This is a genomic window from Stenotrophomonas sp. 610A2 (assembly GCF_030549615.1).
GTDB lineage: Bacteria > Pseudomonadota > Gammaproteobacteria > Xanthomonadales > Xanthomonadaceae > Stenotrophomonas > Stenotrophomonas pigmentata.
Genome location: NZ_CP130832.1, coordinates 2,872,593 through 2,887,753 on the forward strand (window position 1 = coordinate 2,872,593; position 15,161 = coordinate 2,887,753).

15 protein-coding genes are annotated in these 15,161 nt (G+C 65.0%); 5 read left to right on the forward strand and 10 right to left on the reverse strand.

The genetic code is table 11. The features are described from left to right. Positions 1–80 precede the first annotated feature (80 nt). The gene (gene dksA / locus Q5Z11_RS12895; RefSeq protein ID WP_303746787.1) at positions 81–1,214 is read right to left on the reverse strand and encodes an RNA polymerase-binding protein DksA; all 1,134 of its coding nucleotides are present in this window, start codon (positions 1,212–1,214) and stop codon (positions 81–83) included. Positions 1,215–1,473: 259 nt separating this feature from the next. Here dksA and yidD point away from each other — a divergent pair, with 259 nt between their 5' ends. Genes yidD through Q5Z11_RS12910 form a run of 3 tightly spaced genes read left to right on the forward strand, consistent with a single transcriptional unit; the run spans position 1,474 to position 3,945 of the window. Continuing rightward, positions 1,474–1,746, forward strand: a complete 273-nt coding sequence (yidD, locus tag Q5Z11_RS12900; RefSeq protein WP_303746788.1) for a membrane protein insertion efficiency factor YidD — start codon at positions 1,474–1,476, stop codon at positions 1,744–1,746. Position 1,747: 1 nt separating this feature from the next. Next, complete coding sequence (locus tag Q5Z11_RS12905) at positions 1,748–3,094, forward strand: dihydroorotase (protein WP_303746789.1); 1,347 nt, start codon at positions 1,748–1,750, stop codon at positions 3,092–3,094. After that, positions 3,094–3,945, forward strand: a complete 852-nt coding sequence (locus Q5Z11_RS12910; RefSeq protein WP_303746790.1) for a M23 family metallopeptidase — start codon at positions 3,094–3,096, stop codon at positions 3,943–3,945. Before Q5Z11_RS12905 ends, Q5Z11_RS12910 begins: the two co-directional genes overlap by 1 nt. Before the next feature lie 261 nt (positions 3,946–4,206). Here the strand turns inward: Q5Z11_RS12910 and Q5Z11_RS12915 are convergent, their stop codons facing one another. The 6 genes from Q5Z11_RS12915 to efp form a co-directional block, all read right to left on the reverse strand. Next, positions 4,207–4,887, reverse strand: a complete 681-nt coding sequence (locus tag Q5Z11_RS12915) for an isoprenoid biosynthesis enzyme family protein (protein ID WP_303746791.1) — start codon at positions 4,885–4,887, stop codon at positions 4,207–4,209. 19 nt (positions 4,888–4,906) lie between these two features. After that, a complete protein-coding gene (locus tag Q5Z11_RS12920; RefSeq protein ID WP_303746792.1) occupies positions 4,907–5,596 on the reverse strand; it encodes a phosphoglycolate phosphatase in 690 nt (229 codons plus the stop codon). After that, positions 5,593–6,315, reverse strand: a complete 723-nt coding sequence (gene ubiG / locus Q5Z11_RS12925; RefSeq protein ID WP_303746793.1) for a bifunctional 2-polyprenyl-6-hydroxyphenol methylase/3-demethylubiquinol 3-O-methyltransferase UbiG — start codon at positions 6,313–6,315, stop codon at positions 5,593–5,595. Before ubiG ends, Q5Z11_RS12920 begins: the two co-directional genes overlap by 4 nt. Positions 6,316–6,358: 43 nt before the next feature. Then, a complete protein-coding gene (locus tag Q5Z11_RS12930; RefSeq protein ID WP_303746794.1) occupies positions 6,359–7,702 on the reverse strand; it encodes a TRZ/ATZ family hydrolase in 1,344 nt (447 codons plus the stop codon). A 42-nt stretch (positions 7,703–7,744) separates the two neighbouring features. Further along, positions 7,745–8,335 carry a TMEM175 family protein gene (locus tag Q5Z11_RS12935; RefSeq protein ID WP_303746795.1) on the reverse strand — a complete coding sequence of 197 codons (591 nt, stop codon included), beginning with the start codon at positions 8,333–8,335 and terminating at the stop codon, positions 7,745–7,747. Positions 8,336–8,411: 76 nt separating this feature from the next. Beyond that, a complete protein-coding gene (gene efp, locus Q5Z11_RS12940; protein ID WP_282266739.1) occupies positions 8,412–8,978 on the reverse strand; it encodes an elongation factor P in 567 nt (188 codons plus the stop codon). Positions 8,979–9,078: 100 nt separating this feature from the next. On the opposite strand from efp, the gene epmB reads away from it, so the two are divergent. After that, positions 9,079–10,122, forward strand: coding sequence for an EF-P beta-lysylation protein EpmB (gene epmB, locus Q5Z11_RS12945; protein WP_303746796.1), 1,044 nt, complete (start codon positions 9,079–9,081; stop codon positions 10,120–10,122). A gap of 57 nt (positions 10,123–10,179) precedes the next feature. Here the strand turns inward: epmB and Q5Z11_RS12950 are convergent, their stop codons facing one another. The 3 genes from Q5Z11_RS12950 to Q5Z11_RS12960 all read right to left on the reverse strand — a co-directional run bounded on the left by Q5Z11_RS12950 (position 10,180) and on the right by Q5Z11_RS12960 (position 14,070). Beyond that, positions 10,180–12,327 (reverse strand): putative bifunctional diguanylate cyclase/phosphodiesterase, encoded by a 2,148-nt coding sequence (locus tag Q5Z11_RS12950; RefSeq protein ID WP_303746797.1) that lies wholly within the window; start codon positions 12,325–12,327, stop codon positions 10,180–10,182. Continuing rightward, positions 12,324–13,241, reverse strand: a complete 918-nt coding sequence (locus tag Q5Z11_RS12955; protein ID WP_405051597.1) for a phosphate/phosphite/phosphonate ABC transporter substrate-binding protein — start codon at positions 13,239–13,241, stop codon at positions 12,324–12,326. The genes Q5Z11_RS12950 and Q5Z11_RS12955 overlap by 4 nt, the downstream gene beginning before the upstream one ends. Positions 13,242–13,302: 61 nt before the next feature. Continuing rightward, positions 13,303–14,070: an RNA methyltransferase gene (locus tag Q5Z11_RS12960; protein ID WP_303746798.1), complete on the reverse strand. Its 768-nt coding sequence runs from the start codon at positions 14,068–14,070 to the stop codon at positions 13,303–13,305. A 119-nt stretch (positions 14,071–14,189) separates the two neighbouring features. Here Q5Z11_RS12960 and Q5Z11_RS12965 point away from each other — a divergent pair, with 119 nt between their 5' ends. Then, positions 14,190–15,017: an inositol monophosphatase family protein gene (locus Q5Z11_RS12965; protein WP_303746799.1), complete on the forward strand. Its 828-nt coding sequence runs from the start codon at positions 14,190–14,192 to the stop codon at positions 15,015–15,017. The last annotated feature ends 144 nt before the right edge of the window (positions 15,018–15,161 follow it).

Genomic DNA, 15,161 nt, shown 5'->3' on the forward strand with positions numbered 1-15,161 from the left:
CGTTTGATCAGGCGATCTGAAGGATCGGCCAATAAAAAACCCCGCCGAAGCGGGGTTCTTGCCCAACAATGCGGCAGGCCTCAGTCGCCCTGCTGCTTCTGCAGGTGCTCCCAACGCTCCTGCGCATCGATCGTGCGCTCGGCGGTGAGGCGGGCTTCCAGGCGATCCAGGCCAATGTCTTCGCCGGTATCCACGCAGAAACCGTAGTCACCGGCTTCCAGACGCTTCAGCGTGCTGTCGATCTTGCCGATCAGCTTGCGGTAGCGGTCGCGGGTACGCAGTTCCAGCGAATTCTCCGTTTCGCGGGTTGCACGCTCGGCTTCATCGCCGATGTCACGCACTTCCTCACGCAGGTTCTCGATGGTCTGCTTCGATTCCTCGACCAGGTCCGCACGCCAGTTGAGCAGGCGCTGGCGGAAGTACTCCTGCTGCAGCGTGCTCATGTACTCCTCGTCGGCGCTCGGCTTGTAGCCGGCCGGCAGGATCGGACGGCCAGTGGCCTCGTCGATGTTGTATTCGACAACCTTGTACTTGCTGCGCGGCGCCGGAGCGGTCGAACGAGCGGTTACAGCGACTGCCACTTTGCCGACCGGACGAACGGCGACAGGAGCGGTGGATTTGACGGGAGTTTTGACGTTGGATTTCGAAACAGGCACGGGATTCTTGGATTGCGGGGCCTTGGCCGCTGGAGCCGGCTTGGCAGCAACCGGCGCAGGTGCCGGAGCTGGGGCCGTCTTGGCGACTTCGACCGAGACAGACTTGGCCGCCGCCGGCTTTGCAGCTGGCTTCGGTACGGACTTGACCACGGGTTTAACAGGCGTCTTGGGCGTTTTGGCAGCCACTGGTTCGGCCACCTTCTTGACTACTGGCTTGGTGGCCTTGGCAACCGGCGCAGCTGCTTTCTTGGCAACTGGCGCGGCAACCGGCTTGGTCACCTTCTTGACCGCGGCCTTCTTGGCGACAGGGGCCGCCTTTTTAGCGACTACCGTCTTAACCGCAGCCTTCTTGGCCACGGGCTTGCTGGCAGGAGCTGCTGGCTTGACCGGCGTTTTCTTCGCAACCGCCTTGCTGGCGGGTGCTTTCTTCGCGGCCGGCTTTGCAGCCTTGGCGACCGGCTTGCTTGCAACCGGCTTCGACACCGCCTTCTTGACTACAGGTTTGGCGGTTTTCTTGGCGACCTTGACGGCCTTTTTTGCAGGTTTTTTAGCAGCCACGAAACGCTCTTCCTTGTTTCCCCCGGGGCCCGGGAAAGCGGGCCTTTATAGCCTACCCGACCAGCAGCAGCAACCGCGCCGGACACCGTATGTGAACGGATGCCCGACCCGTGCAGTACAGGTCCGGTGGCGTCACCGGACCGTTTCGCGCAGTTCGGAACGTAACCAGGCGCGCCATCGCCCCTGGCTGGCAGCGGAAAGCACGTAGTCTTTACCGGCGCCATCCCGCATCCTGCGACAAATCCTGCTCGCTTGCCAAGTGGCTTATCATTCAACCGTGATCGGCCGACTCCTAATTGCCGTACTGCGCTCCTACAAGCGCTTCATCAGCCCCCTGCTAGGGCCGCGCTGCCGTTTCTATCCCAGCTGCTCGGAATACTCCATGGACGCGATCCGTATACACGGTCCGCTACGGGGGTGTTGGCTTACCCTGCTCCGGCTGGGGCGCTGCCATCCGTTCCACCCGGGCGGACTGGATCCGGTCCCCGAGCGCGCCGACTCCCCCTCTTGCCGCTGCACAGGAAAACACTGACATGTCCTCCACGCTCATCCGTAACGCCCGCATGGTCAACGAAGGCCGTACCTTCGACGGCGACCTGCGCATCGAGAACGACCGTATCGCGCAGATCGGCAGCGGCCTGACCCCGCGCGACGGCGAGCAGGTGGTGGACGCGGCCGGCCGTTGGCTGCTGCCGGGGATGATCGATGACCAGGTCCACTTCCGCGAACCCGGCCTGACCCACAAGGGCGACATCGCCAGCGAGTCGGCTGCCGCGGTGGCCGGCGGCCTGACCAGCTTCATGGACATGCCCAACACCAACCCGCCGACCCTGGATTCGACCATCCTCGAAGCCAAGTACGAGCTGGCCAAGGGCCGCGCCTGGGCCAATTACGGCTTCTACCACGGTGCCAGCAACGACAATCTGGAAGCGATCCGCGTACTCGACCCGAAGAAGGCACCGGGCGTGAAGGTGTTTATGGGCGCCTCGACCGGCAACATGCTGGTCGACAACCCGGAGACCCTGGACGCGATCTTCCGCGAATGCCCGACCCCGATCATCACGCACTGCGAAGACACGCCGATGATCGACGCCAACATGAAGGCGTTCCAGGAAAAATACGGTGACGCGCTGACCCCGGACATGCACCCGGATATCCGCTCGCGCGAGGCCTGCATCAAGTCCACCCGCTTGGCGATGTCGCTGGCGAAGAAGCACGGCACCCGCCTGCACGTGCTGCATATCTCCACCGCCGACGAGCTGGCGCTGTTCGAGAAAGGCCCGCTGATCCGCGCCGACGGCAGCCGCAAGCAGATCACCGCCGAAACCTGCGTGCACTTCCTGCATTTCGCACGCCCGGACTATGCGACCAAGGGCAACCTGATCAAGTGCAACCCGGCGATCAAGGAGGTGTCCGACCGCGAGGCCATCACTGCCGCGCTGGCCGATGACGTGCTAGACGTGCTGGCTACCGACCACGCCCCGCACACCTGGGAAGAGAAGCAGAAGCCCTATGCCCAGGCACCGTCCGGCCTGCCGCTGGTGCAGTACGCGCTGGTCGCCGCACTGGAGCGCGTGCACGAAGGCAAGCTGACCCGCGAACAGGTGGTGCAGAAGTTCGCCCATGCCCCGGCCCAGCTGTTCGACGTCGAAGAGCGCGGCTTCCTGCGCGAGGGCTACTTCGCTGACCTGGTACTGGTCGAGGACGTGCCGTTCACGGTCAAGCGCGAAGACGTGCTGTCCAAGTGCGGCTGGTCGCCGTTCGAGGGCACAACCTTCCGCTCGCGTATCGCCTCCACCTGGGTCAATGGCCAGCAGGTATGGGACGGCAGCAAGCTGGTGGGCGCACCGGCCGGCCAGCGCATGACCTACGACCGTTGATGCGTTCGTTCCTGATGATGGGCGCGCTGCTGCTGGCAGCGCCCCTGCTTACCGCCCTGCCCGCGCAGGCCCAGGATGGCATCGGCAACCTGCTCGACAACCGTGTGGTGTTCCCGGCCAGCGCCTCGCAGGGCGCAATGGTGATCGGCAAGGTGCCGGCCGGAAGCACGGTCCGCTATGCGGGCCGCGAGCTTCGGGTCAGTGGCTATGGCAGCGTGGTATTCGGCATTGGCCGCGATGAGAAGGGCCCGCTGCAGGTACAGGTGCAGCGCCCGGATGGCGGCAGCGAGACTGTTTCGATTGCGGTGACTGCGCGCGACTGGCCGGTGGAGAGGGTCAACGGCGTACCGCCAAAGACCGTGAATCCGCCGCCGGCAATCGCCGAACGGATTGCCCGCGAGCAGGCGCAGGTGACGGAATCGCGCAAGCGCGACGACAACCGCACCGACTTCACCCAGACCTTCATCTGGCCGGTGCAAGGGCGCATCAGCGGCCGCTTCGGCAACGCCCGCGTCTACAACGGACAGCCTGGCAGCGGTCATTCCGGCATGGATATCGCGGTACCCACCGGTACACCGGTGAAGGCACCGGCGGCTGGAATCGTGACGTTCGCGGGCCCGGATCTATACCTGACCGGCGGCACCCTGGTGCTGGATCACGGTTTCGGCATCAGTTCCAACTTCCTGCATCTGTCGCGAATCGACGTGAAGGTCGGCGACAGGATCGAGCAGGGGCAGAACATCGCCGCAGTTGGCGCAACCGGCCGCGCAACCGGCCCGCACCTGCATTGGGGCATGAACTGGTTCGACACCCGCATCGACCCACTGCTGGTGCTGGAACGCGGCAAATAACGCCAAGCAACTGTAGTGCCGAGCCATGCTCGGCAAGCGCTTCACCTGTAGTGCCGAGCCATGCTCGGCAGAGGCCTTACCGGTAGGGCCTCAGCCGAGCATGGCTCGGCTCTACAGGGCATTCCCAACATTGCTTGTGGGAGCGGCGTAAGCCGCGAAGCTGATGGATCAACAGCGCAAAGCTGCCCTCATCCGCCCTGCGGGCACCTTCTCCCGTAAACGGGAGAAGGGAGCGACTCCGGCAAACTCCGCCCTGCCGCCTCAGCCCCGCGCAGCCCGCCAACTGCGCCACAGCAAACCCGCAGGGCTCGGCTGGTACTCACCGCCACGGATGCGCGCCTGCTGGCGCCCACGCGCCAACACCGCATAGACACGGCGCGGGCGCGGACCGGCCACGCGCGACGGCCAGGCTGCCTGCAAGGCCTTGTCCCATTCCATCTCATTGCTGAAGGCCTGCGGCACCGCCGCGGCATTTTCCTGCACCCGCAGCGCCAGCATCTGTGTGGTCAGCGCCTCGGCAGCCGCCGGTGAAGGCTTGCTGCCAAACATCGCCGCCTCCACCGCCGCAGCCGCAGTCGCGTACTGCGCCAACACCTTGCGCGCCTGGGCACTATCGGCCACGCGATCACGCGCATCGATCAAGCTCGGCAAGGCATCCGCCAACTGTGCCCACGGTGCACGCACCGGCTCCAGCACGCGACCCAAGGGGTGCCGCGAGCGCTGCAGCTCCCAGCTGCGCAGCTCCTCGCCCCACCAGGCCAGCTTGGCGTCCTGCGGCGTGGTATCGCCGCTGGCGTTCAAGATGTCGTCGAATTCCTGCAGCAGCGCGAACCAGGCCACGCTGCGCTCACGATCGGCCTCGTCGACAAAGCGCTCCACGAAGGCCCATTCGGGCCAACGCTCACGCCACTTGTCCAGGAAGCTGTCCAGCGCACTGCTCACATCAAACCTCGTTGTTGAATCAGGCCGAAGCCGGTTGGGTAGCTGGCCATGCGGCTGGCTGCCAAAGTTCCTGCGGTAGCTCACAAATGCTGTCGGCCTGCCACGTCGACGGGTCATCGCCTTCGGGACGGTAACCCCACAACACGGCCACCGACGGCATGCCGGCAGCGCGCGCGGCGATGATGTCGCGCTCGTCATCGCCGACATAGACACAGGCACTGGCCGCGGTATTGATCCGCTGCGCGGCCACCTCAAGCGGCAACGGATGCGGCTTGCGCTCAGCCAGTGTGTCGCCGCCGATCAGCACCGCACAACGCTGTTCCCAGCCCAGCTGCGGCAGGATCAGGCGCGCCAGGTACTCCGGCTTGTTGGTGACGATGCCCCAGGCGGTGCCGGCGTTTTCCAGCGCCTGCAGCATGGTCTCAACGCCATCGAACAGCGTCGCGTACTGGCCGATCAGCGCTTCGTAGATCTCAAGGAACTCCGGCACCAGCGCGTGCCGTTCAGCATCGGCCATGTGCGGGAAGGCAACCGCCAGCATCGCCCGCGCGCCCTTGGACACCGCCGGGCGCAGCTGCTCCAGCGTCACCTCGCCCATGCCGCGCGCCTGCAGCATGCGGTTGGCGGTGACGACGAAGTCCGGCGCGCTGTCCAGCAAGGTGCCGTCCAGGTCGAACAACACCGCGGCCGGGAACCTGCCCGCACTCATGCCTGTTCCGGCTTGACCGCGTAGGCCAGGTAGTTGATGTCGGTGCGGCTGCTCAAGCGGGCACGGTTGCGCCAGGGTTCGTAGGCCATGCCACTGACGTCCTGCAGCGAGAAATCAGCGGCACGCAGCCATGCACCCAGCTCGGCCGGCTTGATGAATTCCTGGTAGTGGTGCGTACCCTTGGGCAGCAATCGGGCGATGTACTCGGCGCCGACAATGGCCACCGCGAACGCCGCCGGAGTACGGTTGATGGTGGACAGGAACAGCTTGCCGCCCGGACGAAGCAGACGATGACAGGCAGCGATGATGGCGCCTGGATCCGGCACGTGCTCCAGCATTTCCATGCAGGTCACCACGTCGAAGCTGCCCGGCTGCTCAGCGGCCAGGTCTTCCGCTGCCTGTACCCGGTAATCGACGCTGACGCCGGATTCCAGACCGTGCAGACGCGCGACCTTGACCAGCTCCGGGGCCAGATCGATGGCAGTCACCTGCGCACCTTCCTTGGCCAGCGCTTCGCTGAGCAGGCCACCGCCGCAGCCGATATCCAGCACCTTGGCGCCGCGCAGGGGTGCGCGATCAGCCACGTACTTCAGGCGCACCGGGTTGAGCGCATGCAGCGGCTTCTGCGGGCCGTCCGCATCCCACCAGCGGGTTGCCAACGCGGCGAACTTGTCCAGTTCGGCCTGATCGAAATTGGTGGAGGTGGAAGCTGCGCTCATATCGGTTTCCTCTTGCGGCCGCTTGGGGCGGCCGGGTGCGCACTCAGGCGCGGATGGTACGGATGCGGTCGCGCCACTGGCGCGCATTGGCGGTGATCGCGGCAATGTCCATGTCGACCAGCTCTCGCTGGACCAGCTTGGGCTTGCCGGCGATCCACACGTCGCTGACCTGGTGACGGCCAGCGGCATACACCAGCTGTGACAGCACATGGTGCAGCGGCTGGGTCTCCAGCGCGGACAGGTCCACGCAGGCCAGATCGGCCTGCTTGCCGACTTCGATCGAGCCGATGCGGTCACCGAAGCCCAGCGCGCGGGCGCCGCCCAGCGTCGACGCCCGCAGCGTGGTCGCCGCGTCCAGGGCGGTGGCGTCGTTGGCCACGGCCTTGGCGAGGATGGCCGCGGTGCGGTTCTCGCTGAACATGTCCAGGTCGTTGTTGCTGGCGCAGCCGTCGGTGCCGATCGCCAGATTGACGCCGGCCTTGACCAGCGCGCAGGCCGGGCAGAAACCCGAGGCCAGCTTCAGGTTGGACTCCGGGCAATGCACCACGCTGACGCCACGCTCGCCGCACAGGTGGATCTCGGCCTCGGTGAGCTGGGTCATGTGCACGGCGATCAGGCGCTCGTTGACCAGGCCCAGGCGATCCAGTCGCGCCAGCGGGCGCTGCCCGTGCAGGGCGATGGAATCGCTGATTTCCTGCGCGGTCTCATGCGTGTGCAGGTGCACGCGGCTGTCGAGCTGATCGGACAGCATCCGAACCCGCTCGAAATTGGCATCGCTCACCGTATACGGCGCATGCGGCGCGAACGCGGTGCCGATCAGCGCATCGTCGCGCCAGGTGTCGTGCAGTTCGGTGGCGCGGGCGAAGTACTCGTCATCGGTCTTGGCCCAGGCGCTGGGGAAGTCGATGATCACCGAGCCCACCAGCGCGCGGAAGCCATGCTTCTTGTAGACAGCAGCCTGCACGTCGGCGAAGAAGTAGTTCTCGTTGGCGCAGGTGGTGCCACCGCGCAGCATCTCGGCGATGGCCAGAGTGGTGCCGTCGGCAACGAATTCCGGCCCGATCACTGCCGCTTCCACCGGCCAGATGTGCTCGCGCAGCCAGGTCATCAGCGGCAGATCGTCGGCAACGCCGCGCAGCAGCGTCATCGGGTTATGGGTATGGGCATTGACCAGGCCGGGGATCAGCGCCGCTTCCGGGCGCGATACGACCTGCCTGGCGCTGAAGCGCGCACGGGCTTCGGCACGCGGCAGTACTGCCACGATCACGCCGTTGCTGATCGCCACCGCGTGGTCCTCAAGCACCACCGCATGCGGTTCCACCGGCACCACGTAACCGGCTTCGATCAAAAGGTCACACGCCTCGGGCGCGGTCTGGCTTGTAGTCATTGCATTACTTCCTGCCATTACGGTGCCTTGCGCCACCCTGCCTCAGTCACCCTTGGCAAAAATCCAACGCTTGGCAATGAACGAGAACGGGAGGATCAGCCCGAACACATAGACCCCCACCCCCGCCGGCAACACGAAGCCAAGCGGAATGGTGCAGGCGAAAACAACAAAGGGAATCAGGCCCCGCGCCAGCAACCAGCGTGCCTGCGCACGGCCGAGCTTGGCGTACAGCCCTTCCTGCTTCACCACCTGACGGCGGGTGAGCCAGGAGAACAGCGATATGCCGGTCAATACCAGCGAATAGAACACGAACCGGTCCGGCTGCTGCTCGGAAACCGCCGCCGAGTACTCGCGCGTGGCGAACGGCATCAGCACCACGAAGAACAGCTGCAGCAAGGCCAGCCACACCAGCCGGCCATTGACCCGGGTGACGTGTTTCCAGCTGAGCATGTGCCCGGTCCAGAACAGGCCGGTGACGATGAAGCTGATGAAGTACGAGATGAACAGCGTGGCGAATTCGCTGTTGGCGGCATCGCTACCCAACTGTTCGATCAATTCCTTGCCTGGCAGCCGCAACTCGATGGCCAGCAGGGTGATGACGATGGCGAACACCGCATCACAGAAAAAAACCACTCGATCATATGGAAACCGGTCCTCTCGGACCGGTTCCCCAACTGCCTGCTCGACGCTGGCCGGTTCGCTCATCGGCTTACTTGACGCGAGCCGAGTATTCGCCCGAACGGGTATCAACGCGGATGATTTCATCCTGGTTGACGAACAGCGGGACGCGGACCACGGCGCCCGATTCCAGCGTGGCCGGCTTGCCGCCGCCGCCGGAGGTGTCACCACGCACGCCCGGATCGGTCTCGACGATCTTAAGCTCGACGAAGTTCGGCGGGGTCACGTCGATCGGGGTGCCGTTCCACAGGGTCACCACGCAGGACTCTTCGCCCTTGAGCCACTTCTCGGCGCCGTTCATGCCGGCCTTGTCGGCCTGCACCTGCTCGAAGGATTCCGGGTCCATGAAGTGCCAGTACTCGCCGTCGCTGTACATGAAGTTCATGTCGGTATCGACCACGTCCGCTGCATCCAGCGAATCGGTCGACTTCATGGTCACTTCCTGGGTGCGGCCATCCTTGATCAGGCGGTACTTCACGCGGGTGAAGGCCTGGCCCTTGCCCGGCTTGACGTATTCGGTGTCGATGATGACAGCCGGTTGGTTGTTGACCAGGATCTTCATCCCGTTCTTTACGTCGTTCATGCCGTAACTGGCCATGCTGGAACTCCTGAATTGGCAAAACCGCCGCGTAGTGCGGGCGGCCGGATTAGAATGGAACGCCCGCCATCTGGTGGGCCATCTGTTTTTCTGACCGCCAATGATAACCGCAGCCCCCGCCCTCACTCCAGAAAAAGCCATCCTGACCCTGCCCGACGACCGCTGGCAGGCGCATTGGCGCCTGGCCATCCGCGATCCGGCCGAGCTGTTGGCTCTGCTGGGACTGGATGCCGGGGCGGTTGGTGTCTCGACCGATGCACTGGCGCAGTTCGCGCTGCGGGTTCCGCGCGGCTTTGTGGCCCGCATGCGCCATGGTGACCCGGCCGATCCCTTGCTGCGGCAGGTATTGCCGATCACCGACGAGATGCAGGTCGTGCCCGGGTTCAGCTTCGACGCCGTCGGCGACGGCGCGGCCAAGAAGGCCACCGGTGTGATCCAGAAGTACCGCGGCCGCGCCCTGCTGGTGACCACCGGCAGCTGCGCGATCAACTGTCGTTACTGCTTCCGCCGCCACTTCGACTATGCCGGCGAGAACGCGGCCAAGGGCGGCTGGCAGGAAGCCGTGGCGGTGATCGCGGCCGACCCGGGCATCGACGAGGTCATCCTCTCAGGTGGCGACCCGCTGTCGCTGAGCACCTCCAAGCTGGCCGAGCTGACCGAATCCCTGGCGGCAATCCCGCATATCAAACGCCTGCGCATCCACAGCCGCCTGCCGGTGGTGCTGCCCGAGCGCGTGGACGATGCACTGGTGCAATGGCTGCGCAACCTGCCCTGGCCGGTGGCCTTCGTGCTGCACGCCAACCACGCCAATGAATTCGATACCCAGGTGGATGCCGCACTGGCGCGCATCCGCGCTACCGGCGCGCAACTGCTCAACCAGGCCGTGCTGCTGCGCGGGGTCAACGATGACCTCGACGCACTGGCCGCGCTGAGCGAGCGCAGTTTCGCTGCCGGGGTGATGCCGTACTACCTGTACCAGCTGGACAAGGTGCAGGGCGCCGCCCACTTCGAAGTCAGCGACGAACAGGCGTTGGCCCTGCACGCCGGGCTGATGGCACGGCTGTCCGGCTATCTGGTGCCCAAGCTGGTGCGTGAGATCGCCGGCGACACCAGCAAGCGGCCGCTCCAGGTCGGATCGACCTGATCACAGCGACTCGAACGGGGCAGCCCAAGCCGGATGCCCCGTTCAAAGCTGCGCGGATCAGCGCAGCGCAGCCATCGCGCCGCGCTCCAGCAGACTGACCAGACCCGGCGCATCCAGGGGGCGGCCAAGCCAGTAGCCCTGGACCAGATCACAGCCGCGCTGGCTGAGCAGCTCGAACTGCGCTTCCTGCTCCACGCCCTCGGCCACAACGGTTATGCCCAGCGCGTGGGCCATGGCGATGATCGCGGTTGTCAGGGCCAGATCGTCGGCGTCGCGTTCCATGTCGGCGACGAAGCTGCGGTCGATCTTCACCCCATCCACCGGTACCTGGCGCAGGTGGCTGAGCCCGGAGAAGCCGGTGCCGAAGTCGTCCAGCCACACCCGCACGCCGGCCCGGTGCAGCTTCTCCAGCAAGGACACCGCCAGCATCTCATCGCCGATGACCGCCGTTTCGGTCAGCTCAAGGTGCAGTCGTGACGCAGCAAGGCCGGAGACCAGCAGGCTGCTCTCGACCTCCTGCAGCAGGTTGCCATTGCGCAGCTGCTTGGGCGACACGTTGACCGAGATGAACAACTCCTCGCCTATCGAATTGCGCGGCCATTGCTGGGCCTGTTCGCAGGCCGCGCGCAGCACCTTGGGGCCGATCACCTGGATCAGGCCACTCTGTTCGGCGACATCGATGAAGACTGTTGGCGGGATCGCGCCCAGTGCCGGGTGATCCCAGCGCAGCAGCACTTCCACACCGCACAACATGCGGTCGCGGGTGCGGAAAATGGGCTGGTAGACCAGCCGCAACTCATTGCGCTCCCAGGCACCGCGCAGTTCCTGCTCCAGATGCAGGCGTCGCTCCACGGCATGATCCATGGCCCGGCTGTAGTAGCGGAAACAGTTCTTGCCGGCCAGCTTGGCCTGGTACATCGCGATGTCGCCGTTCTTCAACAAGGCGGTGGCATCGGTCGCGTCTTCCGGGAACAAGGTGATGCCGATCGAGCTGCCCAGGAAGATCTCGCGCTGCTGGACATGCAGCGGCTTGGCCAGGTCGATCACCAACCTGTCGGCCAGCTGCTTGGCGATCTCAGCAGCACTGCGCGCCCCCTGCCCGATCAGGATGACGAACTCATCGCCGCCAAAACGGGCCAGCAAGGCATCGTCGCCGCCAATCTCCTCAACCGCGGCAGCAATATGCTGGGCAAACTGCAGCAGGGCGTCGTCACCGGCCTCATGGCCAAGGGTGTCGTTGACCCGTTTGAACTCGTCGATATCGATGAACAGCAGCGCCAGCCCCCGCTCCGCCACCTGCGCACCTTGCAGGCGGTGGTCCAGCGCCTCACGGAAGGCCAAGCGGTTGGTCAGGCCCGTCAGGGCATCGGTATAGGCCATCTGCCTTACGTCACGGTCGTGGCGGGCAATGCTCTGGCTCATGCGATCAAAGGTGCGCAGCAGCTCACCCACCTCGTCGCCGCGCCGGGTCGACTGCGTCTCGATCAGGTAGTCACCACGTTCGATCCGCCGCGCCGCTGCGCCCAGCCAACGGATCGGCCGCACCAGGGTGGTCTGTACATAGAAGGCCATCACGCAGGCGAAGGCGATCAACAGCAGCATCAGGCCGATTGCCCAACCCAGCTCACGTCGCTGCGCCTCCTGCATGCGCTGCTCCAGCGCCTGCATGGATGCGGCTTCCTGCGCGCGCACTGGCGCCAGATTCATGCCAATGCGCAGCCCGCCCAGGCGCTGATCGCCGATGGACAGCGGCACATCCACTTCCAGTATGGCCGGCAACTCCTGCACCTGCGATCTGCCAGCTGCCACCGCGGCAGCCGCCAGCGGATCCTCCATCAATTGCCCGTAACCGGCCACGTCAAACGAGCCATCATGGATCAGGCGACCTTCCGGATCGTGCACCAGCACGTAGCTGACCGACTCCTGCCGGGCGGTATTGCGCACCAGGCTGCCGATCGCCGACAGATCCGAGTAGTACAAGGGGTTGACCAAGGTGTCAGCCAAGGCATTGGCCAAAGCCGTGCCACGCTCGCGCACGCCCTGGTCGAACACCTGGCTGAGCACCTCACCACTGTTGCGCAAGGCCTCGCGTTGCGCGGCCGACTGGCGCACCAGCATCAACGCCACGATTGCCAGAACCACCAGCAAGGCGGTGCCACTGGCCAGCAGGAAACGGGCCTGCAAGCCAAACCGGGGACTACTCATTCCACCTCCATACGGATGCGCTGCAGGCCACGGCGCAGGCGCTCGAGGGCGCGCAGATTGTCCGGGTCCACCGGGTGGAAGCCGGTGGTACCGAAGAATTTAGCCAAGGCCGGGCCAGCCAGCGGATCGCTGCTGGCCTGCAACAGCACCTGCTGCAGACGGTCACGCACCGCCGGATCGAGGTCGGCGCGGACCATTTCCACGGCGCGCGGGATCGGCTCACTGCGGTACAGCACACGCATGTCCTGGCGGAATGCCGGCGGCATGGCGTGGTCATCGCTCCAATCCAGGCTGCTGATCACCCCGCCATCCACCACCCGCTTGTGCACGTAGGTGGAGATGTTCAATTCCGAGCGCGCAAACACATAGCCCACCGAGTCCTCGGCGGGGGTGTCACGCGGGTCCAGCAGGATTTCCGGCCGCAGGTTGTGGTCCAGCAACTCCATGGCTGGCACCAGGTAGGCACTGGTGGATAGCGCACTCTGCAGCGCCAAGGTGCGCCCACGCAGCCCTTCCAGCGTGGTCACCGGGCTGTCACGGCGCACGAAGAACACGCTGTGATAGCTGCCCACGCCGCTGCGCTCGGTCAGCAACAGCGGTTTGGCGCCAGCCCGCTGACCCAGCGCCATCGCGGTACCGGCGGTCTCGGTAACCCAGTCAACCCGGCCGCGCCGCAGATAGCTGCCCATCTGCTGCGCGTCCTTTGCCATCAGGATGCGTCCTTCGACGATCCCGACATCGCGCATGCGCGGCACCACATAGTCCAGCAGGGGCTTGAGCTGCTCGTAATGCGCCTTTGGATCATCACTGATCCGCCCCAACACCAACACCGAACGATCAACAGCTCCGACTGTCAAAGGCTGCACTACAGCCAGCGTCAGTACGGCTCCCCAAAGCCATCGCAGGACACCCAAAACGACACCCCCTAATCCATCCCCACAGATTACCGGCTTTCACAAAACGGTGACGAAGATCTCAGTTTTTTGACTCCGTGGCCAGCCTTGCCATGCGCTGGGCATCCGACAGAATGCCACGCATCAGCCGAACCTCATGCTCGGACAGCTCGGCCTTCATGAATAGGCGGCGCAATTTGCGCATGGCCGACTCCGGCGCGCGGCCCTTGTGGAAGTCAATCTGGTCCAGGGTGTCACCCAACTGGCCGAACAGCCCTTCCAGCTGGGCGTGGCTGGCTGGCGCCTCGTCGCGGCCCGGCTCGGCCGGCGCCGGCGTTGGCACGGCGCCCTGCGCCTCCAGCGAGGCCATCCGCACCTCATAGGCAAGAACCTGTACCGCGGCAGCCAGATTCAGCGAGCTGAACTCAGGATCGGACGGAATGTGCACGGCGGCGTGGCAGAGCTGCAGCTCCTCGTTGGTCAAACCAGTGCGCTCACGGCCGAACACGAAGGCCACTTCCGCCGGCTCGCCGGCCTTGGCCACGGCGCGCTGGCCTGCCAGTTCCGGCAGCAGTTCTTCCAACTGCACCCGGCGCGAGCGCGCGGTGCAGCCCAGCACCAGGCGGCAATCGGCCACGGCTTCGGCAAGGGTGGCCACTACCGGCGCATCGCCGAGCACGTCCTCGGCACCGGCCGAACGGCGGAAAGCATCCTCGTCCAAGGGTTTTTCCGGGGCCACCAGCACCAGCCGCGCCAGGCCCATGGTCTTCATCGCACGGGCCGCTGCGCCGATGTTGCCGGGGTGCTGGGTGCCAACAAGAACGAAGCGAATATGAGCAGAAACAGACATGGCGTTAAAAAATCAGGAGCGAGACAGCTGTAGATGGTAAACTGCGCGGCCGGTCAATGCGCCGGACCCGCTCTTTTCCCCCGCCAATCCGATCTCTGCCTTCACGGGAGCCTTTCGCCATGCAGAAACCCGCCGTAACCGTCATGGTCAAGGCCGCCCGCCTCGCCGGCAACGTCCTGCTCCGCAACATCAACAAGCTTGAAGCCCTCAACGTGGTACAGAAGGGTCGGATGGATTACGCCAGCGAAGTCGACGCTGATGCGGAAAAAGTGATCGTCAAGGAGCTCAAGCGCGCCTACCCGGAATACGGCATCTTCGGTGAGGAAGGCGGTATCCAGGGTGTCAACCGCATGATGTGGGTGATCGACCCGCTCGACGGCACCAGCAACTACCTGCGCGGCTTCCCGCACTACTGCGTCTCGATCGCCCTGGTTGAAAACGGCGAGCCGATCGACGCGGTGATCTTCGACCCGCTGCGCAACGAGCTGTTCACTGCCTCCAAGGGCAATGGCGCCGTGCTCAACGACCGCCGCCTGCGTGTGTCCGACCGCAAGGACCTGGAAGGCACGATGATCCACACCGGCTTCGCCCCGCGCGAACGCAGCCGTGCCAGCACCCAGCTCAAGACCGTCGACACCCTGCTGGTGCAGGCCGAAGACGTGCGCCGTACCGGCTCTGCCGCGCTGGACCTAGCCTATGTGGCCTGCGGCCGCGCCGACGCCTACTTCGAAGCAGGCGTGAAGGCATGGGACATCGCTGCCGGCGTGCTACTGGTTCGCGAGGCCGGCGGCAAGGTCTGCAATTACCGCGGCGCCACGCTGGACCGCATGGACTCGCGCGGCCCGGAAACCCAGCAGGTCGTGGCTGGCAACATCAAGGTGTGCGAAGCCCTGCAGAAGGTCATCGTCAACACCGGCTACGCCGCCGAGTTCGACCCGAAGTTCTGATCCAGCTGCCATGGCAGTGAATCATCCAAAAACCGATGCCTGCGTTCTGGCATCGGTTTTTTTGTGGGCAAATCTCTTGCAGATGCTGCTGTAGGAGCGGCGTAAGCCGCGAAGCAGAGACTCCATCAGATGACACACCCCCGC

Coding starts and splice junctions, on each gene's coding strand:
- Q5Z11_RS12905 (WP_303746789.1), top strand. CDS start 1,748: ATGTCCTCCACGCTCATCCGTAACGCCCGCATGGTCAACGAAGGCCGT.
- Q5Z11_RS12910 (WP_303746790.1), top strand. CDS start 3,094: ATGCGTTCGTTCCTGATGATGGGCGCGCTGCTGCTGGCAGCGCCCCTG.
- Q5Z11_RS12920 (WP_303746792.1), bottom strand. CDS start 5,596: ATGAGTGCGGGCAGGTTCCCGGCCGCGGTGTTGTTCGACCTGGACGGC.
- ubiG (WP_303746793.1), bottom strand. CDS start 6,315: ATGAGCGCAGCTTCCACCTCCACCAATTTCGATCAGGCCGAACTGGAC.
- Q5Z11_RS12930 (WP_303746794.1), bottom strand. CDS start 7,702: ATGACTACAAGCCAGACCGCGCCCGAGGCGTGTGACCTTTTGATCGAA.
- efp (WP_282266739.1), bottom strand. CDS start 8,978: ATGGCCAGTTACGGCATGAACGACGTAAAGAACGGGATGAAGATCCTG.
- epmB (WP_303746796.1), top strand. CDS start 9,079: ATGATAACCGCAGCCCCCGCCCTCACTCCAGAAAAAGCCATCCTGACC.
- Q5Z11_RS12950 (WP_303746797.1), bottom strand. CDS start 12,327: ATGAGTAGTCCCCGGTTTGGCTTGCAGGCCCGTTTCCTGCTGGCCAGT.
- Q5Z11_RS12960 (WP_303746798.1), bottom strand. CDS start 14,070: ATGTCTGTTTCTGCTCATATTCGCTTCGTTCTTGTTGGCACCCAGCAC.
- Q5Z11_RS12965 (WP_303746799.1), top strand. CDS start 14,190: ATGCAGAAACCCGCCGTAACCGTCATGGTCAAGGCCGCCCGCCTCGCC.